Raw genomic sequence first — 18,495 nt, forward strand, 5'->3', positions numbered from 1 at the left:
TGTAAGCTACAAGCGTTGATTAATAATAGTTTTAACTATATCAACTGCTACAGTATTGTACTTATTGTTTGGTATGATAATGTCTGCATACTCTTTCATAGGTTCTATAAATTGTTGATGCATAGGTTTTAATGTGTTTTGGTAACGCGATAATACTTCGTCAATGTCTCTTCCTCTTTCAGAAATATCTCGTTTTAAACGACGTATAAGGCGTTCATCACTATCAGCATGCACAAATATTTTTATATCAAACATGTCTCTCAATTCAGGATTGGTAAGGATAAGAATACCCTCAACAATCATCACCTTTCTTGGTTTGGTTTTTACAACATCACCTGTTCTGTTATGTTTTACAAAAGAGTATACAGGTTGGTCTATTGTATTTCCTTTTTTTAACTCTTTAAGGTGTTCTTCCAAAAGTTCAAAATCGATAGAACGAGGATGGTCAAAATTGATTTTCACACGTTCGTCATAACTCAAATGAGACGTATCTTTGTAATATGAGTCTTGAGAGATGACCCCAACTTCACCTTCAGGAAGTTGAGCTAATATTTGATTAACCACAGTTGTTTTACCACAACCTGTTCCTCCTGCGATTCCTATAATGAGCATATTTTTTGTTTAGAATTTAGGCAAATTTAAGTATTTACAAGAAAAATTAAGGCTGAATTTTTGAAACTTCATCTTCGGTAACCATTTTATTATTGGTGTTTCCCCAAGAGTTTGTAATGTAATTCATTACATCGGCAACTTCTTGGTCGCTTAGTCCTAAGGGTGTCATCACATTATCATATTCAACACCATTAACTGTTATTTTTCCTTTTTGTCCGTACTTAATAGCTTTTATGCTTTCAGCTCTTTTGTTAATTAAATAATCCGATTTCGCCAAAGGCGGAAATGTGCGTGGTACACCTTGTCCGTTTGGTAAATGGCAAGCCATACAAAAGTCGTTGTACACTTCAGAACCACGTTGTATACTTTCTTGTATTTCTGGGCTTTTATCTTCTTTCTTGCTATTGCAAAACGTTAATGTAGCGAAAGCTATAATAAATAATAGTGGTTTGGTTTTTATCATTTTTTTGGTAACAGTTTTACAATTCCTAAGTTTTCAATGCCTACATAAATGTAACCGTCTGGTCCTTGATTTATTGAACGCACACGACCTAAGTTGTCTAAAAGATGTTCTTCCTTAATTACTTTGCCATTTTTGATGACACATTTATCAAGATATTGGAATTTTAATGAACCAACCAGAAGGTCTCCTTTCCAACCAGGATATTTATCGCTAGTTATAAAAGCCATTCCGCTAGGAGCAATTGAAGGATCCCAATAATGAAAGGGTTGTTCCATGCCTTCTTTTTCGGTAATGTCAGTAAATTTTGTTCCACTATAATTGACACCATAACTTATAACTGGCCATCCGTAATTTTTTCCAGGTTTTATAATATTGATTTCGTCTCCTCCTCTAGGACCATGTTCATGAGTCCATATTTCACCAGTTTCATAGTGTAAAACCATACCTTGCGGATTTCTATGACCATAGGAAAAAATTGCAGGTTTTGCGTTAGGTGTGTTTACAAACGGATTATCTATTGGGATTGACCCATCACTATTTAACCTATAAACTTTACCGCAATCTTTTGTTATGTCTTGTGGATTTGTATCTCTATCTCCACGTTCGCCAATAGTAAAATATAAATACCCTTGGTTGTCAAAAACTATTCTTGAACCAAAATGTTGACCTCTTGTTGTATTAGGACTAGCTTTGTACAATAGTTGTTTATCAACTAAAGTGTTGTTTTTTAGTTTTGCTCTCATTAAGGCTGTATTGCCTCCTTTTTCTTCTCCTTCAGGAGATGCATAGGTGAAATAAATCCAACCGTTATCTTTATACTCAGGATGTAAACAAATGTCCAATAAACCTCCTTGACCTCTTACATATATTTCCGGTAAACCAGAGATAGTAGTTTTTTGACCATTTTTAAAATGAATGAGTTCACCACTTTTTTCAGTTATTAGTATTGAGTTATCAGGTAAAAATGCAAATCCCCAAGGTATATTAAGTTCTTTTACAACTAGTTCGTAATCGTGGTTTGTATTTACGGGATTTTTATCTTGAGCGCAAGCAAAAACACTTAATAATGCTATAAAAAGCATGTACTGTTTTTTAAATTTCATATAAAAATGATTTTGAGCTTAAATTTAATGATAAAATGTGTCAGTTTTTAAAAAAAGGTATATATTTGCAGTCCTAAAAATGATAACCAAAATTCGGGGTGTAGCGTAGCCCGGTTATCGCGCCGCGTTTGGGACGCGGAGGTCGCAGGTTCGAATCCTGCCACCCCGACTTTAAAAGCTGAACTGTTTTGTTCGGCTTTTTTTTATTCAATACGTTTGTAGTTTTCTGAGTAAATACGGTTACCCTCATCATCAACTTCAATTTGACTAAAGGTGTTTTCTTTTAAGTTGAGCTCGTATTTAAATTCTTTTCGGTCATTAATAATTTTTTTCATCATTTTAGAGCCATAATCCAAAACTTCGGTAAGCGTATCACCATTAATATTATAATATCCATAACCAAACCATTCAGTACTGTCGGTTGGTACATTTTTACTCCACATTACTTTGGTTGAAGTATACATCTTTACTTGACGATAACCTGTAGATGGGTTAAACGAATCGGATACTTTATTGTTGATGTAGTTATAAAAACCTACCAATTCCCAAGTGCCTTCTAGTGACACGTTGATTGAATCTTGTGTTTTAGTGTTGTCTTGGACGTTTTGATTTGCATTGTTTTTACAAGCAATTACTAATAGAGCAGTGAGTATTATTAGTGCTAAATGTTTCATGACAGAATGTTTTAGTTTTAAATGTGTTGCCTTCTAAATTTACAAAAATCTACTGGTATTTTTTAATTATTCAATGTAAAAAATATGTAGCTAGGTATAATTTTTACTTATAGTTGTATACAAACTGTTAATAACTTATATGTAAGGATTTGCCCAAAAAACCTACTTTTGTTTAGTAAAATTAATGATACGATTATGTCTGAAACAATTGAAAAAGTAAAGTGTTTGATAATAGGTTCTGGACCTGCAGGTTATACAGCAGCTATTTATGCAGCAAGAGCAAATATGTCTCCAGTTTTATACCAAGGAGCACAACCAGGAGGACAATTGACAACTACTAATGAAGTTGAAAATTTCCCAGGTTATCCTGAAGGAATAACTGGTCCTGAAATGATGATTCAGTTACAAAAACAGGCTGAGCGCTTTGAAACTGACGTAAGAGATGGGTGGATTACCAAAGTAGATTTTTCTGGAGATGTACACAAAGTATGGGTAAATGATACTAAAGAAATACACTGCGATACAGTTATAATTTCTACAGGAGCTTCAGCAAAATATTTAGGATTAGAATCTGAACAAAAATATTTAAAATTAGGAGGAGGTGTTTCTGCATGTGCAGTTTGTGATGGCTTTTTCTACAGAAATCAAGAAGTAGTGATTGTTGGAGCAGGAGATAGTGCTTGTGAAGAGGCACATTATTTATCTAAGCTTTGTAAAAAGGTAACAATGCTTGTAAGACGTGATGAGTTTAGAGCTTCAAAAATTATGGCTGAACGCGTTAAAAACACACCAAATATTGAAATACTATTCAATACTGAAACTGAAGAGGTTTTAGGAGATGGACAAGTAGTTACAGGTGTTAAAGTGTTTAATAACCAAACTGATGAGAAGCACGAAATTCCTGCAACAGGATTTTTTGTAGCTATTGGACATAAGCCTAATACTGATATTTTTAAAGATTATTTAGATTTAGATGAAACTGGATATATTATAAATGTTCCTGGAACATCTAAAACTAATGTAGAAGGTGTTTTTGTGAGTGGTGATGCTGCCGATCATGTTTACCGACAAGCAATTACTGCTGCTGGAACAGGTTGTATGGCTGCTCTTGATGCAGAACGTTGGTTAGCTGCAAAAGATACTACTTTTGAAGTTAGTACTTCTACCTATAACTAGAACATAAATAATAGAGATAAAAAAAACCGAAGCTATAAACTTCGGTTTTTTTTATGTATTAAAGTTTTAATATTATAAACTTTCTGGTAGTGTGTGTGTTCTGCCTTTGTTTTGTTCTTTTAAGTAATCCATAAGAGGAGCAAAATAGTTTAACATTGGTTTTGCGCTCATTTCGCTACCAACACTTTCTTTTAATAACTCTCTCCAATCATTATTAGCACCAGATTTTAAAACTTCTTTAAGGAAATCTCCAACAGGTTTGCTACCATAGTAATTTGTAGCATGTGGGTCTTGCTTCAAGATATTTTTTGAAATATGGTCATGGAATTGGAATAATAAAATATAGGATACTGCATAATCGTAATATTGAGCAGCATCATTGTTGATATGGGTTTTTGAAGCAGCATCACAAAACTCTTCACCTCTTTCAGAAGGAGGAACCATACCTTGGTATTTTTGAGCGAGTTCCCACCATTTTTTGTTGAACTCATCCTTTGGAAGGTTTTCAGCATAAACAGCATTTTCAAACTCAGTCATTACACCTGCTGAGAATGGTAAAAACACAACATAGTTTAAAGCTTCTTTTAATAGGTTTTGAGTTTCATCAATTTCAACATTAGCATCAACTAATCCTTTTTCAGCTAAAAATGGCTTTTGCATAGCAGCTAAACCTAATAAACTACCAATGGCTTCGTGGTATCCTCTGTTTGCTCCTCCACGTAATAAAGGTGGAACATCAGGATTAGTGTAAGCTTGATAATAATAAATATGTCCTAATTCATGATGAATAGTCTCATAATAATCGGCAGTTGCTTCAACACTCATTAGGCAACGTAAGTCGTTTTCTAAATCCATATGCCATGCAGAAGCATGATTGTTCTTTTTGTAAGGAGCATCAGCAGGTAAAGGATACATGCTAGATTTTTCGTAAAAGCTTGCAGGTAATGGGTCAAAACCAATACTCTTATAGAAGTTTTCACCTTCTTTTACAATCCACTCTGGTTCTTTGTCAGCTAAAGCAGCATCAATATCTAAACCTTCAACATTAACCAAAGCGCTCCAGTCTTGTCCCCAACGGTTTGGTAACCAGTGTGCAGGTAAATACTGAGGTACTTCAGCATTGAATTTTTTAGCTAATTCATATCTAGCCCAAGTGTGTAATTCTCTATACAGTGGCCAAACTTCTTTAACCATTTTGTTCATTTCATCACGCATTTCTTGACGTGACATACCATAATCTGATACTTGGTAAGTAAAGTAATCGTCATAACCTAGAGCTTGTACAGTTTTGTTACGAAGCGATCTTAAATTTTCTAAACCATCTTTTAAATCTTTACCAACAGCTTTTGAAGTTTCCCAGTTGGCAAGTCTTTCTTTTAAATCGTTAGATTCTCTTAATACTTTGTCGATGTCTCCTGTGGTTACTGATTTGCCATCAACTTTAAAATCGAAACCAAATAAAGTTTCGTTTTGAGCATTTTCGGCAGCAATACGTTCTGAAACTAAATCGGAAACTGTTTCAGGGTTGTTAGCAGCAGCATAAAGAATTGTATTAAGTTGTCTTACTTGAACAATATCTAAAGCATCTTTATTCTCTAAAAATTTTCTTGTTTTTTCAATGTTTTCAGTGCTTCCTGTAAATTTAGCAAAGGCTTCATTTGCTTTTTGAACATTGTAAGCATTGGTTGTGTCGCCAGCAACAATACGTGTGTTGGCGTCCCACTCAGCAAGTGCAGAATCGTAATATAATTTTACGAAAGTATTAGTGTAATCATCTAAAAACGCTTGAACTTCAGCTTTAAATTCAGCTGAATTATTGCTAGTTTTAGATGTGTCTTCTTTACATGAAACCATGGAAAAAAGAACAATCGATAAGGCAATTAGTTTTTTCATTTAAATAAAAAGGGTTAAAAGTTAATTAGTTTCTTTTTTAAGCAATTTTGCAGTATCAATAAATTTATTGATAGTTACCTTTGGGTTGTTGTATAAGTAAACTTCACTGCTTCCGGTAATTTCTAGAGTAATAGCTTCAGATACATTTACGTGCGCATCACTAGCAACTTCAGAGATTAAAGTACAGGTTTTGGTTGTATAGTTTTTTCCGTTAAAATCAGAATTATTATCAGTTCTAATAATTGCATTATTAGTATCTCCTTCAATGTTTATAGTCGCTCTTTGGTATAAGTCAATTTTAGCTTCTTTACTGTTTACAAGAGCGTCTAACTTACTGTTGTCGCTTAAAACAACTGTTGATGTACCTTTGGCTGTAAGGTTTAATTTTACTTTTGCTCTGTCTAAACTTGTATACTCAAAGTTATTGGCATTAATATTTAAGTATGCTTTTGAAGTTCCTGTGGTTTTTAAGACAACGTCGTTAAGCTCTAAAGATGTTAATGAGCGAATTTCAGCATCGTCTTTAGTTTCGATATACTCTAAAGGAGTGCTGTAATTTACCGTTATATTCAATCTCTTTTTAGAAGAAATTTCTTGAGTTGTAGAGAAAGTTAGTGTGCTATCAACGACTTCAACTTTAATGATATCATGAAGATTGCTGTCAGTTTCAATTTCTACTGAAGATTTTGAGTTGTATATGATTTCTATTGAAAAGTCGCCACCTACAATTATTTTAGTGAAATCATCTAAATAGGTTTGTTCAATGGTAACATCTCTATTACCTTTTACTTTTTCACTGTTTTGAGCAAAAAAGGATGATGTAAAACCTAAGCTGAATAGTAAAACGAAAAGGATTTTATTCATTGTATAAATTTAAAATTGTACAACAAATATATGCAAAAACCATCCCAAACTCTAACTAGAGGTTGAAATGGTTTGAAAAACAGGTTGGTTAGTTGTATGTAAAAAGGTTGGTTAGCGTTTTCTTATACTACCAGAAACATTATCGCTAGTTTCTACTTTTTTAGGGTTACCATAGTAGTTAATGTCGCCACCACTACTAGCTTTAGCTATTAATTCTTCTGATGTGTTTACGGTAATGTTTGCACCACTAGTTGCTTTTACTTGACAGGACACAGCACTTAAATCTTGTGCGCTTATATCGCTTCCGCTTGTAGCACTTGCGTAGAGTTTATTTGTTTTACCTGAAAGCTTAACATGGCTTCCGCTAGTTGAACTACAGTCAATACTTTCGGCATTGATATCTAGTTCAAGGTCGCTTCCGCTAGTGGTTTTAATCTCGATAGTGTTTGTGTTAATAGTATTGGTTGAAAATACATCGCTACCACTGGTTGTTGAGATTTTAGTTAAATCGTCAAGAGATACCATTATTTTTTTTGATTTTGAAGTGCCAATATTTTCTTCGGCATAAATGTTTAAAACATTACCTTCAATTTCTACCATAATAATGTCTTGTAAGTTCTCATCAGCTTCAACACTTACACTTTCGGTATTGGTTTGAGTAATGTAAACATCTAAACCTCTACTTACTTTTATTGCGCTAAAGCTACCATCAAGCGATCTTTCGGTTGTGGTTACATTTCCGTTTCCATTTACTCCAAAATTCATATCAAAGTTACAGGACATCATAAGTAGTCCTAAAACTATGGAGATAATTACTTTTGCTAAGGTTGTCATAACTGTTTGTTTTTTGATTGATTACTAGTTCAAAGGTCTAGTTTTATATATACGATTAATAAACTAAGTATCTGAATTGTTGTTTTTTATTGATGAATTGTTAATTGTCGTCTGATATTATTTCAACACCATTATCATCTATTCTTACTTTAACATCTACGTCCTTTGCTCTAATGCCATGGTCGTTGATTTCTATTTCAACACTGTCTTTTTTAATTTTAACACCATCTTCATCTATTTTAAGACCAGAGTGTTCATCGTTTACATCAACTCTTACTTTAAACTCATCGTCTTCGCAGTTTAAACACACCACACCATCATGAGTTACTTTTAAATAATGTTCTTCCATACCATTTTCTAGTATGTCTCTGTAATAGCTAGAGTTTCTGTGAAAGGAATAGGTGTTTTGATCTGCATAAAACACAGTACCTTCTGGTAAATACAATGTAGCTTCAATTTGTTGTTCACCATACTTGTTTCTGAACTCTGTAGTAAGGTAAGCATCTAGTAAAAGCTCATTACCAATTACCTTGAAATCATAATTAATGTTTTGTGCTCTTGACTTTGCTTTTTGATAATCGCTAGCATGTGCATTTTTTTCAATACTTAAAGAGGCTACACTATCTTTAGTTGAACGAACAATAAGTCTTACATCAGTATTGTATATAAGTTTGTTGTCGTTTTCGTCATACACTGTTTTAAACAAGCTGCTACGTCTTCCAAAATGTTTGCTGTATGACGAGTTTCCTTGCATACGTATTGTTAAAGTATCTGATGGATTAAGCATTAACAATTCAGTATTTTCAGTCACACTCGCATCAAACGCATGTTCACTAGCTTGCTTTATTCCTATTACAAATAGTCCTATCATTGACATTAACCACAACCCTAGTAACGAAAACTTAGCGATGTTACCAATTGATTTTAGGTTGTTGATTAATATTTTGAGTCCTAAATAGAAAATGAAAAAGAACGGTATTCCTATGGCAAACAATAGCAACATTGATACTAACCAAACTGGTGTATTTGCAGCATTGGCAGCATTTATAAATTCAATTCCTGGGACGTTAACAGAATCGGCAATTCCAACGGTAAATAATGCAATTATTAATCCTATTAAAGTACTGGCTCCAATGAGTATTAAAATAATACCAATGAACTTTGCAAACACTTTAAGACAAAACATAATGATGTCTCCTATAGTGTCAAAAAATGTTTTTGACGATGATTTTATTCGGTTTCCTTGTTTGGGTAAATCAATGTTTTTTACCGTGTCTGAAACCGTTTGTGATACATTATCAAATCCGTCTTTAATTTTTTTTTCAATGTTACTGATGTTCACAGGTTCACCAGTCATTGTAAGTTTATCAGCGGTTGAAACTGCTTCAGGAACTAAAACCCAAAACAATACATATATAAGCACAAACGTACCACCAGAACCTAGAGTAAGTAAAATCCAAAGTAGTCTTACCCAAATGGCATCAATACCTAAATAGTGTCCAAGACCTGATGAAACACCTCCAATATATGAGTTGTCAGTATCTCTAAATAATTTTTTGGAAGTTGAGGTTCTTCTGTATTGTGTTTTTGGTTCGTCTTCAAAAATTTCGTCATCAACAAGATAGTCTTCAGGTTGTCCCATTATTGAGATCACTTCATCAACCTCTTTTATTCTGATAACTTGTTTTTCGTTTTGAACACGCTCGTTGAACAATTCAGCAATACGAGCTTCAATATCTGCTATGATTTCCGATCGACCTTGAGAGTCTGTAAATGAACGTTTTATAGCCTCAAGATAGCGTTGTAATTTTAAGTATGCATCTTCATCAATATGGAAGAATATACCTGCTAAATTTATGTTGACTGTTTTATTCATTATTTTTTATTTTTTTGTCTTGTTACTAGGTTAACTGCATTTTGTAATTCGCTCCATGTGGTATTAAGCTCATTTAGAAACAGTTTTCCTGTTTCTGTTAAACCGTAATATTTTCGTGGAGGACCTGAGGTTGATTCTTCCCAACGGTAGTTAAGAAGACCAGCGTTTTTAAGTCTTGTAAGTAGTGGATAAATGGTTCCTTCTACAACAAGCAGTTTTGCGTCTTTTAGTGTGTCTAGAATTTCGGCTACATAAGCATCATCGTCTTTTAAGACTGATAATATGCAGTATTCTAATACACCTTTACGCATTTGTGCTTTTGTGTTTTCTATCTTCATGTTCTAAAGAAATTTTAATTTGAAAAACTGTTCATTTTTTGATTGATTGATTGATTGATTGATTGATGGTTATTTGATGAAATTTATGGTTAATGGATAGTTGTACAACTCACCATCGCGTGCTTTTAAACTTGCAATAACTATAAATATAAGTTCTAAGATAAATCCAAAAACTGCAAGAACACCCAAACCTCCTGTAATGTAAAGTAGAGGAGAAGGTTTCCCTATGTTAATGTGAAAATCATTAAACCCATGAAAGTCTATAAAGTCAATACCATTAAAAAACTTTAAAAAGAAAAACGGGATAGTTAGCGTACCTATAATTAAGGTATATAGTAATATACTTATTTGAAAGTTTATGGCTTGCTTTCCATGACTATCAACAAACTCTGATTTTTCTTTGTTAGTAATCCACAATATAATAGGTCCAATAAAATTTCCTAAAGGGATTATAAACCTACTAAAGGTGGATAAATGAATAAAAGTTGCAATATTTTTTTGGTGGTTGTCTAACATGATTTTAAAACGTATAATATTATCTTATACAAATATATGTCTAAAAAAAGGTATTATGTTACGCATAGTAGTATATTTTAACATAATATTAACAAATTGGATTATGGATTATTTTGTCTAGATTTGATAAAACTAATTTTTAAAATGAAGCTTACTCCTAATAAAATAAACACTTTTAACTTTTTTAAACTGCCTTCAGTGTTCTTTACTGGAGTTCGAGTAAAGTCTATTAATAATGACACTTGTACAGTAGTTGTAAAACACCGTTGGATTAATCAAAACCCTTTTAAATCTATGTTTTGGGCAGTTCAAGGTATGGCTGCCGAATTAACTACAGGAGCTTTGGTACTTGCTAAAATTAGAGAAAGCGGTAAGCCTATTTCTATGTTGGTAGCTAATAACAATGCTACTTTTACTAAAAAGGCAACAGGAAAAATTACATTTAGTTGTACAGATGGTCATAAAATTGATGATGCCATAGCCAAAGCTATTGAAACTGGTGAAGGACAAACCTTGTGGATGCAATCAAAAGGTGTAAACCAAGATGGAGTGGAAGTGTCGGTGTTTAATTTTGAATGGAGTATTAAAGTTAAAAGTTAGTTGATAATAATTTGAAAAAAATTTACGAAATACAATTAAGTGGAATTAAAATAGGAACAACTGCTTTTGAATTTGCTGATACTCCAATGGGAGTTGTTTATGGAAAAATTAATTTTGAAAATGTAGACTCACCATATAATTTGTTTAAAAATCATTGTCAACAGCATAAAGTAACAATAAATCAAGACGATAAAGAATATAAATTTATTGATACTCAGGTGATCCCTAAATTGAAAGTTTATCTTGAAAACGGAACAGAACTAGTTGGTTGGGGAGGCGCAATTAGCGGAATGGAAAAAGGAAACGATTTTGAAATTCAGTTTGGCGGAATTAATAGTAAAATAATGAAGACAGAATTTGCTCAACATTACTATGACTATTATGGAAATGAATCAGACTTAATCAAAATTCAGGTAGATGAACAGTTTAAAAAAATTTGCGAAAGTATTTTGGCTAAAAATTTAAATATAAATCAATGGGGTGAAATTGAGAGTTCAGATGAATTTCAAACAGAAAGGTATCATGGTGGGTTTGATACAACTGAAATGGAATTTTGTTTCAGTTATTATATAGAAAAACAAGAATATTGGTTTCAGTTAAACTTGAATGATATAGAAAGAATAATAAATGCCAAAGTTGAGTTTTTGTATCCAAGAAAAGCAGAATAAAATAGATGCAATATTTTAACTACTTACTTGTAAGTTGTTTGTTTTTAGTTTGTTATGTTTTAATGTCTTTGATTAAGAGTAGAGAATTTTTGTAAATTTCATGTAATGAGGCCTTTATAAAACTATTTGTAACAAAACAGATAATACATCAACTAATTTATAAATCAATTAAAAAATACAATATAATGACAGCACACGAAATAGACTACAGAATCTACGGAGAAGAAATGCAATTCGTAGAAATAGAATTAGATCCACAAGAAGGTGTTATAGCCGAAGCAGGAAGTTTTATGATGATGGACGATGGTATTAAAATGGAAACCATTTTTGGAGATGGCTCACAAAAAGACACTGGTTTTTTAGGTAAAATCCTTGGCGCAGGAAAACGCATACTTACAGGAGAAAGCTTGTTTATGACTGCGTTTTACAACAACCTTTCAGGTAAACGTAATGTGAGTTTTGCATCACCTTATCCTGGTAAAATCATTCCAATAGATTTAACCGAGTTTAGAGGTAAGTTCATCTGTCAAAAAGACGCTTTTCTTTGTGCAGCAAAAGGTGTAAGCGTTGGTATTGAGTTTTCAAGGAAATTAGGTAGAGGACTTTTTGGTGGCGAAGGATTTATCATGCAAAAGCTTGAAGGAGATGGTATGGCATTTGTTCATGCTGGTGGTACTATGGCTAGAAAAGAATTAAAAGCAGGAGAATCTCTGAGAGTAGATACTGGTTGCTTAGTAGGTTTTACTCAAGATGTAGATTATGATATTGAGTTTGTAGGAGGTATAAAAAATACGGTATTTGGAGGTGAAGGTTTATTTTTTGCTAAACTACAAGGACCAGGAACAGTATACATACAATCTTTACCTTTTAGTAGATTAGCAGGTAGAGTACTAGCTTCAGCACCAAGATCTGGTGGCAAAAGTAAAGGAGAAGGTAGTATTCTTGGTGGTTTAGGAGACTTACTTGATGGTGACAATAGGTTCTAAACGTTAACGTATTGAGTTGTATTTAATAAGGGATTTTTAGTGTTAAAATTTTGTTTAACTAAAACAACTAATCGATTTTTTTAGTACTTTAGGAATGTAAAAACAAAAACACTTTAAGCCTATACAATACAACTACCTAACCCTAAAACCTAAAATTACAAATGGCAAGAGCAATGTTTGAGTACACCAAAACGGTACTTAATAAAGTTAGTTTTGATGCTTCGTTGTTCTGTAAAGAAGTACAAAAAGCTGTTCAACGATTATTACCTTATGAAATTGAAGAGTTAAGAATTTATATTCAATCACTTGTACTACAGAACCCAGAATTAAATCAATGTTTAATATATTTAAAACCTTAACATAAAGCGACCAAACGGTCGCTTTATTTTTGTAAAAAAGAGCTTGATAGTAGAATATTGGTGTTATCTTTGTAGGAAATTATATAAGACCTGAAAAAGCTATATTTAACCATATTACTTCTTTCGTTTGCATTGCGACCGATGTATTATGTTGGACAAGTATTATACTATGAGTTAAATATTGATTACATTATTGAAACCTATTGTATTAATAAAGACAAACCAGAGCTAGAGTGTAATGGTAAATGTCATTTAGCTACACAAATTCAAAAGGCAAGTAACGATTCAGGTAAAGGTAAATCGCATCAAATGGTGTTTGAAGCGTTTTATCCGGTTTTTGTTCAACAAATAGCTAATGAAGAAATAACGCCTTCAAAGCTTGTGTTTTTTAAAGCTAAACAACCCATCTACTACGTAAATAATTATTCTCACCTTATAGGTTACAGTATCTATAAACCTCCTATTTGTTAAAGTTTAATATCAGTTTTTTATACAAGGCTTAACTGTGCTTGCCACTAATAGCACACGAATATTAAATTAAAACAAATGAAAATTTTAAAATATACATTTGCACTACTTTTATGTGCAACACTATCGTCATGCTCTTCTGACGACGATTCTAACTCTGAAGATTTAACAGGACAAACAGGTACATTAACTCTAAAATTTGATAATGGAGTAGGTGATCAAGACTTTATTTTTGGCACTAGCTACAACAAGTCAAGTGCAGAGTCGTATAAGTTAGAAACCCTTAAATATATTATTAGTAATGTAAGGGTAAAAGACGAAAACGGTAACACGTTTACATATCCTTCTGCAGATAATGTGTTTATCGTTGATGAAGCTGAAGGCAATAATGCTGGAGAAATTTATATAGACTTAGATAATGTAGATGCTGCAAACTATACTGAAATTACTTTTGGTTTAGGTATCGATCAAGACCGTTATGCTTTAGGAGCTGAAGGTCAAGGTAATTTTTTAACACAAGCCGAAGCAGCAGGAATGATGTGGTCTTGGGCAACAGGTTATAGGTTTATGAGGTTTGACGGTACATTTTCATCAGCTACAGTAACTGACGAAGCATTAAATATTCACATGGGAAGCGTTGGTACTTCTTTAGATAATTATAGAGAAATTACACTACAGTTTCCAAATACAGTAAGAGTAAGAGAAACTACTACACCTCAAGTACATATTGTTGCTGATATTGCTAAGGTGTTTGATGGCGAAACATCGGTAGAATTGTCTAACGGTTATAGTCAAGTTCATACTGATGCTACAACTACAACAGTTATTGCAAATAATTTTCAAAATGCTTTTAGTGTACACCACGTACATAATGAGTAAAATATAGTAACTCAAGAAGGCTTAAAAACCTTCTTGAGTATTTATAATACTAATTATGAAGACTAAATTTTCAGTATTAGTGATTTTGGGTACGCTAGTTTTTAGTTGCTCAAAATCCGATAGTACAGAAACATACGTACCTGTTCCTGTGGTTGTAGAAATGCCATCAAATTTTCCTGATATGGCTTACAACTTGGATAATAATCCATTAACCGAAGCAGGAGTTGAACTGGGTAAGCGTTTGTTTTACGAAGGAAAACTATCAGCAAATGATGCTATACCTTGTGCGTTTTGCCATGAGCAAGCTTTTGCGTTTACGCATCATGGACACACACTAAGTCATGGTGTTAATGGAGGTATTGGATTTAGAAATGCACAACCTATTCAAAATTTAGCATTTCAAAACGAATTTATGTGGGATGGAGCAGCTTCTCATTTAGATTTGCAACCTATAATTCCATTAACTAGCGAACTAGAAATGGGTGAAACATTGAGTAATGTGGTTGAAAAACTTAATGCAGAACCTTATTACAGACAACAGTTTAGAAAGGCGTTTCAAGATGGTGAAGTTAATAGCGCAAATATGCTTAAAGCTTTGTCTCAGTTTATGATTACCATGATTTCATCAAATTCTAAATATGATAAATATATTAGAAATGAAGATGGAGTAACGCTTTCTCAAATTGAACAAGATGGTCGTGCTACGTTTCAAAATAAATGCGCTTCATGTCATGCTACCGATTTATTTACAGACCAAACCTACAGAAATAATGGCTTGCCTGTAAACCCGCAGCTTAATGATTTAGGCCGATTTAATGTGTTAGAAAATCCAGACGATTTATATAAGTTTAAGGTACCAAGTTTAAGAAACGTTGAGGTGTCTTTCCCTTATATGCACGATGGTCGATTTTCGACCTTAGAAGCAGTGCTTAATTTTTACGATTCAGGAATGGTAGATAATGGAAATGTAGATTCTATTTTTCAACGTGATGATGGCACTTTGGGAATAAGCCTAAATACTTATGAAAAAGAAAGCCTAATAGCTTTTTTAAAAACACTCACAGATAATGAATTTTTAAACGATGAAAGATTTTCAGAATACTAAAACAATACTTTTAATACTCGCTATTATTAGCTTTACAAACAGTTATAGTTGCGACTTGTGTGGATGCACAACAAGTAGTGGTAGCGCTTCGTTTGGCGATTTGCAAATGACTAGTTTTGTTGGGTTGCGATACATTTATCAAACGTACGAATCTAAAAACGGAATTTTTGATAATTCGCCTACAAGTGAAGAGCAATTTAATACTTATCAACTTTGGGCTAGAGTTCCATTAGGAAAATCATTTTATGTAAGCGCGATACTTCCGTATCAAGATTTAAGCAGAAAGTTTCAAGGCAATACCGAGTCGATTAATGGTGTAGGAGACATGACACTTATAGGTTGGTATAATTTAAAAATCTATAAGAGTAACAGCGAAAATAAAGAAGCTATAGATTTTAGTACTAATAAAGTGCTTACAGGACATTCATTTAATTTTGGATTAGGTGTTAAAGCGCCAACAGGTAAGTTTGAAGAAGAATTGACTGATAGAGTAAATCCTGGTTTTCAGGTAGGAACAGGAAGTTGGGATGCTATTGCGACTGTTATGTATAACTACGGAAATAATAATTTAGGACTCAATACTACTTTTGCATATTACTTAAAATCTGAAAATAAAAATGAATACAGGTTTGGTAATCAATTTAGTGTTAGCTCAAATTTGTTTTATAAACTGAAAACCAAAAAAATGGATATTTCACCTTTTGTAGGTATTTCAGGAGATGTTTATGATTCTATTGAACAATATGGTGAAACTTTAGCTGATACTAATGGATATTTGTACAACTGCTCATTAGGGTCAGAGTTTAATTTAAAAGATTTTCAACTAGGGTTGCAATATACACTACCAATACATCAAGATTTTTTTGGTGGAAACGTAGAAGCCAAAAATAGGTTTTCAGTCTATTTAAACTACAAACTATAATTCAAACAAAAAGAGCGGTTTTAAACCGCTCTTTTTGTTTCTTTAACAGCTAAAGGACTTATAATTTCAACATTTTGAAATGCAATAGCACCTCTTATAATTCCTGAAATTACATTGTGCAGTGCGTCAATAATTTGGAGTTTAAGCTCACTTTTATGATAAATGATGCTCACTTCTCTTGCTGGACTTGGCTCTACAAAATGATGTAAGTTTTGTTTTAGGTTATCATTAAGCTCCATAGTATGTAAATAAGGTAAAAGCGTCATTCCTAAACCTTCGTTTGATAGTTTTATCAAGGTTTCAATACTACCACTTTCTAACTGAAAATGTTCATCGGTATTGTTTTTAAATACTTTACAAAGGTTAATAACACCATCTCTAAAGCAATGACCATCTTCTAGCAGTAGCATATCGTCAATTTCAAGATCAGAAACTTCAATGTTTTTCTTTTCATGTAATCTATGACTACTAGGTATGTAACCAACAAAAGGCTCGTAATAGAGTACACGTTCTTTTATGGTTTCGTCCTCAAGAGGTGTTGCAGCAATAGCAGCATCTAGGTGACCTTCGTTTATACGCTCTATAATTTCTTCAGTCGTTAACTCTTCAATTTTAAGTTTTACTTTAGGGAATTTTTTAATGAATGTTTTTAAAAACATTGGCAATAATGTAGGCATTATGGTTGGAATCATTCCAAGCTTAAATTCGCCTCCAATAAACCCTTTTTGTTGGTCAACAATATCTTGTATTCTATCAGATTCGTTAACAATATTTCTGGCTTGATGCACAATTTTTCTTCCTACATCAGTAAGTTCAATAGGTTTTTTACTTCTGTCAAATATTAAAACATCAAGTTCTTCTTCAAGTTTTTGTATTTGAGTACTAAGCGTTGGTTGGGTTACAAAGCACTTTTCAGCAGCCTTAGTAAAGTTTTTATGTTCAGCAATTGCTAAGACGTAATGTAATTGTGTTATGGTCATTTAATTAATTTTAGCTATAAAAATATAAAAACTATCAATTAATTCTATAGTTGATTGTGTTAATTATAATTTAAATTTGTAATGAATTAAAAAACAGTAAATTATGACTTTAAATAGTATAGGTTTAGAAACCAAGAAAACACAAGAAATTGCTAATGATTTAAACATTTTGCTAGCAAATTTTCAAATATATTATCAAAATTTAAGAGGAATTCACTGGAATATTAAAGGGAAACGCTTTTTTGATTTACACGTTAAGTTTGAAGAATTATACACTGACGCTAACTTAAAGGTTGATGAAATTGCAGAGCGTATTCTTACTTTAGGGACAACACCTTTACATACGTTTGAAGATTATACTAAGAACGCTAAGGTGCCAGTTGGAAAAAATATTTCTCAAGATGAAAAAGCAGTACGATTAATTGTGGATTCATTAACCGAATTATTAAAGATTGAAAGAAATATATTAGATGCTTCTGATGAAGCTAATGATGAAGGTACAAACTCGATGATGAGTGATTTTATTACTGAACAGGAAAAAACTGTTTGGATGATGAAAGCTTGGTTAGACGAATCAATCTAACCGTTTGTTAATTGATTAATAGCAAAAAGCCACTCGATAGAGTGGTTTTTTTTATTTATTACAACAATCCTCTCGCTTTAATCTCAAGGTATTTGTTAATAGTGTTTATGGTTAAATCTTCTGGAGCTGTAAGTATGCTTTGTATGCCATACTTTTGAAGCTCACTTACAATCAGTCGTTTTTCGTAAGCAAATTTCTCAGCTATGACTTTGTCATAAGCCTGCTGTACTGTTTCTGCTTTGTCTTCTATAAGCGTGTTTAATTCAGTATTCTTAAAGAAAATAACTACCAAAAGATGGTTTTTAGCAATACCTTTTAAGTAGGGAAGTTGTCTGTGTAATCCATCTAAAGTTTCAAAATTGGTATACAACAACATCAAACTTCTTTGGTTAATGTTTCGTTTTACATCAGCATAAAGTCTTCCATAATCACTCTCAAAATAATCGGTTCTTACATTGTAAAGAGTTTCTAAAACAAGATTCATTTGCGACGTTCTACGTTCGGCAACAACAATATTTTCAACCTTTTTAGAAAAAGCCAAAATACCTGCTTTATCTTGCTTTTTTAGAGCTACATTAGAAATTACCAAAGAAGCA

Annotated in this window: 21 protein-coding genes, 1 tRNA gene and 1 pseudogene; 11 read left to right on the forward strand and 12 right to left on the reverse strand. The window is 32.6% G+C overall.

Annotation, left to right across the window (positions count from 1 at the left end):
• Window positions 1-6: 6 nt before the first annotated feature.
• From udk to ACQ0RB_RS07120, 3 genes are read right to left on the reverse strand one after another with little or no spacing between them, the layout of a single operon-like run.
• Entirely contained in the window at window positions 7-612 is a 606-nt protein-coding gene (gene udk / locus ACQ0RB_RS07110; RefSeq protein ID WP_131507661.1) for a uridine kinase, read from the reverse strand.
• A gap of 46 nt (window positions 613-658) precedes the next feature.
• Entirely contained in the window at window positions 659-1,075 is a 417-nt protein-coding gene (locus ACQ0RB_RS07115; protein WP_131507660.1) for a c-type cytochrome, read from the reverse strand.
• Window positions 1,072-2,178: a PQQ-dependent sugar dehydrogenase gene (locus tag ACQ0RB_RS07120; protein WP_430497489.1), complete on the reverse strand. Its 1,107-nt coding sequence runs from the start codon at window positions 2,176-2,178 to the stop codon at window positions 1,072-1,074. Before ACQ0RB_RS07120 ends, ACQ0RB_RS07115 begins: the two co-directional genes overlap by 4 nt.
• Window positions 2,179-2,272: 94 nt before the next feature.
• Here ACQ0RB_RS07120 and ACQ0RB_RS07125 point away from each other — a divergent pair.
• A tRNA-Pro gene (locus tag ACQ0RB_RS07125) sits at window positions 2,273-2,347 on the forward strand.
• A gap of 34 nt (window positions 2,348-2,381) precedes the next feature.
• Here ACQ0RB_RS07125 and ACQ0RB_RS07130 read toward each other — a convergent pair.
• Window positions 2,382-2,852 (reverse strand): hypothetical protein, encoded by a 471-nt coding sequence (locus ACQ0RB_RS07130; RefSeq protein WP_430497491.1) that lies wholly within the window; start codon window positions 2,850-2,852, stop codon window positions 2,382-2,384.
• 195 nt (window positions 2,853-3,047) lie between these two features.
• Between ACQ0RB_RS07130 and trxB the strand changes: the two genes are divergently transcribed.
• Window positions 3,048-4,028 carry a thioredoxin-disulfide reductase gene (trxB, locus tag ACQ0RB_RS07135; protein WP_262732692.1) on the forward strand — a complete coding sequence of 327 codons (981 nt, stop codon included), beginning with the start codon at window positions 3,048-3,050 and terminating at the stop codon, window positions 4,026-4,028.
• Window positions 4,029-4,100: 72 nt separating this feature from the next.
• Here the strand turns inward: trxB and ACQ0RB_RS07140 are convergent, their stop codons facing one another.
• From ACQ0RB_RS07140 to ACQ0RB_RS07165, 6 genes are all read right to left on the reverse strand, one after another.
• The gene (locus ACQ0RB_RS07140) at window positions 4,101-5,921 is read right to left on the reverse strand and encodes a M2 family metallopeptidase (protein ID WP_430497493.1); all 1,821 of its coding nucleotides are present in this window, start codon (window positions 5,919-5,921) and stop codon (window positions 4,101-4,103) included.
• A gap of 21 nt (window positions 5,922-5,942) precedes the next feature.
• Window positions 5,943-6,785, reverse strand: coding sequence for a GIN domain-containing protein (locus ACQ0RB_RS07145; RefSeq protein WP_430497495.1), 843 nt, complete (start codon window positions 6,783-6,785; stop codon window positions 5,943-5,945).
• A gap of 111 nt (window positions 6,786-6,896) precedes the next feature.
• The gene (locus tag ACQ0RB_RS07150; RefSeq protein ID WP_430497497.1) at window positions 6,897-7,619 is read right to left on the reverse strand and encodes a head GIN domain-containing protein; all 723 of its coding nucleotides are present in this window, start codon (window positions 7,617-7,619) and stop codon (window positions 6,897-6,899) included.
• A gap of 100 nt (window positions 7,620-7,719) precedes the next feature.
• Window positions 7,720-9,495, reverse strand: coding sequence for a PspC domain-containing protein (locus tag ACQ0RB_RS07155; RefSeq protein ID WP_430497499.1), 1,776 nt, complete (start codon window positions 9,493-9,495; stop codon window positions 7,720-7,722).
• Window positions 9,495-9,833 (reverse strand): PadR family transcriptional regulator, encoded by a 339-nt coding sequence (locus tag ACQ0RB_RS07160; RefSeq protein ID WP_129760523.1) that lies wholly within the window; start codon window positions 9,831-9,833, stop codon window positions 9,495-9,497. Before ACQ0RB_RS07160 ends, ACQ0RB_RS07155 begins: the two co-directional genes overlap by 1 nt.
• A gap of 69 nt (window positions 9,834-9,902) precedes the next feature.
• The gene (locus ACQ0RB_RS07165; RefSeq protein WP_129760525.1) at window positions 9,903-10,349 is read right to left on the reverse strand and encodes a DUF4870 domain-containing protein; all 447 of its coding nucleotides are present in this window, start codon (window positions 10,347-10,349) and stop codon (window positions 9,903-9,905) included.
• A 144-nt stretch (window positions 10,350-10,493) separates the two neighbouring features.
• On the opposite strand from ACQ0RB_RS07165, the gene ACQ0RB_RS07170 reads away from it, so the two are divergent.
• The 8 genes from ACQ0RB_RS07170 (at window position 10,494) to ACQ0RB_RS07205 (ending at window position 16,336) form a co-directional block, all read left to right on the forward strand.
• The gene (locus ACQ0RB_RS07170; RefSeq protein WP_131507642.1) at window positions 10,494-10,949 is read left to right on the forward strand and encodes a DUF4442 domain-containing protein; all 456 of its coding nucleotides are present in this window, start codon (window positions 10,494-10,496) and stop codon (window positions 10,947-10,949) included.
• Between the two features lie 11 nt (window positions 10,950-10,960).
• On the forward strand, window positions 10,961-11,617 hold the full coding sequence (locus ACQ0RB_RS07175) for a hypothetical protein (protein WP_430497502.1): 657 nt from the start codon (window positions 10,961-10,963) through the stop codon (window positions 11,615-11,617).
• Between the two features lie 185 nt (window positions 11,618-11,802).
• Window positions 11,803-12,603: a TIGR00266 family protein gene (locus ACQ0RB_RS07180; protein WP_129760529.1), complete on the forward strand. Its 801-nt coding sequence runs from the start codon at window positions 11,803-11,805 to the stop codon at window positions 12,601-12,603.
• Between the two features lie 161 nt (window positions 12,604-12,764).
• Window positions 12,765-12,962, forward strand: a complete 198-nt coding sequence (locus ACQ0RB_RS07185) for a hypothetical protein (protein ID WP_129760530.1) — start codon at window positions 12,765-12,767, stop codon at window positions 12,960-12,962.
• Between the two features lie 141 nt (window positions 12,963-13,103).
• On the forward strand, window positions 13,104-13,433 hold the full coding sequence (locus ACQ0RB_RS07190) for a hypothetical protein (RefSeq protein ID WP_430497504.1): 330 nt from the start codon (window positions 13,104-13,106) through the stop codon (window positions 13,431-13,433).
• Between the two features lie 75 nt (window positions 13,434-13,508).
• Window positions 13,509-14,309, forward strand: coding sequence for an MbnP family protein (locus ACQ0RB_RS07195; RefSeq protein WP_131507638.1), 801 nt, complete (start codon window positions 13,509-13,511; stop codon window positions 14,307-14,309).
• Window positions 14,310-14,364: 55 nt separating this feature from the next.
• A complete protein-coding gene (locus ACQ0RB_RS07200; RefSeq protein ID WP_430497506.1) occupies window positions 14,365-15,414 on the forward strand; it encodes a cytochrome-c peroxidase in 1,050 nt (349 codons plus the stop codon).
• Entirely contained in the window at window positions 15,392-16,336 is a 945-nt protein-coding gene (locus ACQ0RB_RS07205) for a hypothetical protein (RefSeq protein WP_430497508.1), read from the forward strand. The genes ACQ0RB_RS07200 and ACQ0RB_RS07205 overlap by 23 nt, the downstream gene beginning before the upstream one ends.
• 20 nt (window positions 16,337-16,356) lie before the next feature.
• Here the strand turns inward: ACQ0RB_RS07205 and ACQ0RB_RS07210 are convergent, their stop codons facing one another.
• The gene (locus ACQ0RB_RS07210) at window positions 16,357-17,316 is read right to left on the reverse strand and encodes a LysR substrate-binding domain-containing protein (protein WP_131507632.1); all 960 of its coding nucleotides are present in this window, start codon (window positions 17,314-17,316) and stop codon (window positions 16,357-16,359) included.
• Between the two features lie 103 nt (window positions 17,317-17,419).
• On the opposite strand from ACQ0RB_RS07210, the gene ACQ0RB_RS07215 reads away from it, so the two are divergent.
• Window positions 17,420-17,899: a Dps family protein gene (locus tag ACQ0RB_RS07215; protein ID WP_131507630.1), complete on the forward strand. Its 480-nt coding sequence runs from the start codon at window positions 17,420-17,422 to the stop codon at window positions 17,897-17,899.
• Window positions 17,900-17,957: 58 nt separating this feature from the next.
• Here the strand turns inward: ACQ0RB_RS07215 and ACQ0RB_RS07220 are convergent.
• A pseudogene (locus ACQ0RB_RS07220) lies at window positions 17,958-18,495 on the reverse strand (DUF58 domain-containing protein); the annotation flags it as partial.

It is taken from the genome of Gaetbulibacter sp. PBL-D1, from assembly GCF_050509525.1.
Lineage (GTDB): Bacteria > Bacteroidota > Bacteroidia > Flavobacteriales > Flavobacteriaceae > Gaetbulibacter_B > Gaetbulibacter_B jejuensis.

What these genes read in the sequence shown, in the direction of transcription:
- udk (WP_131507661.1), bottom strand. Translation starts at nt 612, where the DNA reads ATGCTCATTATAGGAATCGCAGGAGGAACAGGTTGTGGTAAAACAACT.
- ACQ0RB_RS07115 (WP_131507660.1), bottom strand. Translation starts at nt 1,075, where the DNA reads ATGATAAAAACCAAACCACTATTATTTATTATAGCTTTCGCTACATTA.
- ACQ0RB_RS07120 (WP_430497489.1), bottom strand. Translation starts at nt 2,178, where the DNA reads ATGAAATTTAAAAAACAGTACATGCTTTTTATAGCATTATTAAGTGTT.
- ACQ0RB_RS07130 (WP_430497491.1), bottom strand. Translation starts at nt 2,852, where the DNA reads ATGAAACATTTAGCACTAATAATACTCACTGCTCTATTAGTAATTGCT.
- trxB (WP_262732692.1), top strand. Translation starts at nt 3,048, where the DNA reads ATGTCTGAAACAATTGAAAAAGTAAAGTGTTTGATAATAGGTTCTGGA.
- ACQ0RB_RS07140 (WP_430497493.1), bottom strand. Translation starts at nt 5,921, where the DNA reads ATGAAAAAACTAATTGCCTTATCGATTGTTCTTTTTTCCATGGTTTCA.
- ACQ0RB_RS07145 (WP_430497495.1), bottom strand. Translation starts at nt 6,785, where the DNA reads ATGAATAAAATCCTTTTCGTTTTACTATTCAGCTTAGGTTTTACATCA.
- ACQ0RB_RS07150 (WP_430497497.1), bottom strand. Translation starts at nt 7,619, where the DNA reads ATGACAACCTTAGCAAAAGTAATTATCTCCATAGTTTTAGGACTACTT.
- ACQ0RB_RS07155 (WP_430497499.1), bottom strand. Translation starts at nt 9,495, where the DNA reads ATGAATAAAACAGTCAACATAAATTTAGCAGGTATATTCTTCCATATT.
- ACQ0RB_RS07160 (WP_129760523.1), bottom strand. Translation starts at nt 9,833, where the DNA reads ATGAAGATAGAAAACACAAAAGCACAAATGCGTAAAGGTGTATTAGAA.
- ACQ0RB_RS07165 (WP_129760525.1), bottom strand. Translation starts at nt 10,349, where the DNA reads ATGTTAGACAACCACCAAAAAAATATTGCAACTTTTATTCATTTATCC.
- ACQ0RB_RS07170 (WP_131507642.1), top strand. Translation starts at nt 10,494, where the DNA reads ATGAAGCTTACTCCTAATAAAATAAACACTTTTAACTTTTTTAAACTG.
- ACQ0RB_RS07180 (WP_129760529.1), top strand. Translation starts at nt 11,803, where the DNA reads ATGACAGCACACGAAATAGACTACAGAATCTACGGAGAAGAAATGCAA.
- ACQ0RB_RS07185 (WP_129760530.1), top strand. Translation starts at nt 12,765, where the DNA reads ATGGCAAGAGCAATGTTTGAGTACACCAAAACGGTACTTAATAAAGTT.
- ACQ0RB_RS07190 (WP_430497504.1), top strand. Translation starts at nt 13,104, where the DNA reads ATGTATTATGTTGGACAAGTATTATACTATGAGTTAAATATTGATTAC.
- ACQ0RB_RS07195 (WP_131507638.1), top strand. Translation starts at nt 13,509, where the DNA reads ATGAAAATTTTAAAATATACATTTGCACTACTTTTATGTGCAACACTA.
- ACQ0RB_RS07200 (WP_430497506.1), top strand. Translation starts at nt 14,365, where the DNA reads ATGAAGACTAAATTTTCAGTATTAGTGATTTTGGGTACGCTAGTTTTT.
- ACQ0RB_RS07205 (WP_430497508.1), top strand. Translation starts at nt 15,392, where the DNA reads ATGAAAGATTTTCAGAATACTAAAACAATACTTTTAATACTCGCTATT.
- ACQ0RB_RS07210 (WP_131507632.1), bottom strand. Translation starts at nt 17,316, where the DNA reads ATGACCATAACACAATTACATTACGTCTTAGCAATTGCTGAACATAAA.
- ACQ0RB_RS07215 (WP_131507630.1), top strand. Translation starts at nt 17,420, where the DNA reads ATGACTTTAAATAGTATAGGTTTAGAAACCAAGAAAACACAAGAAATT.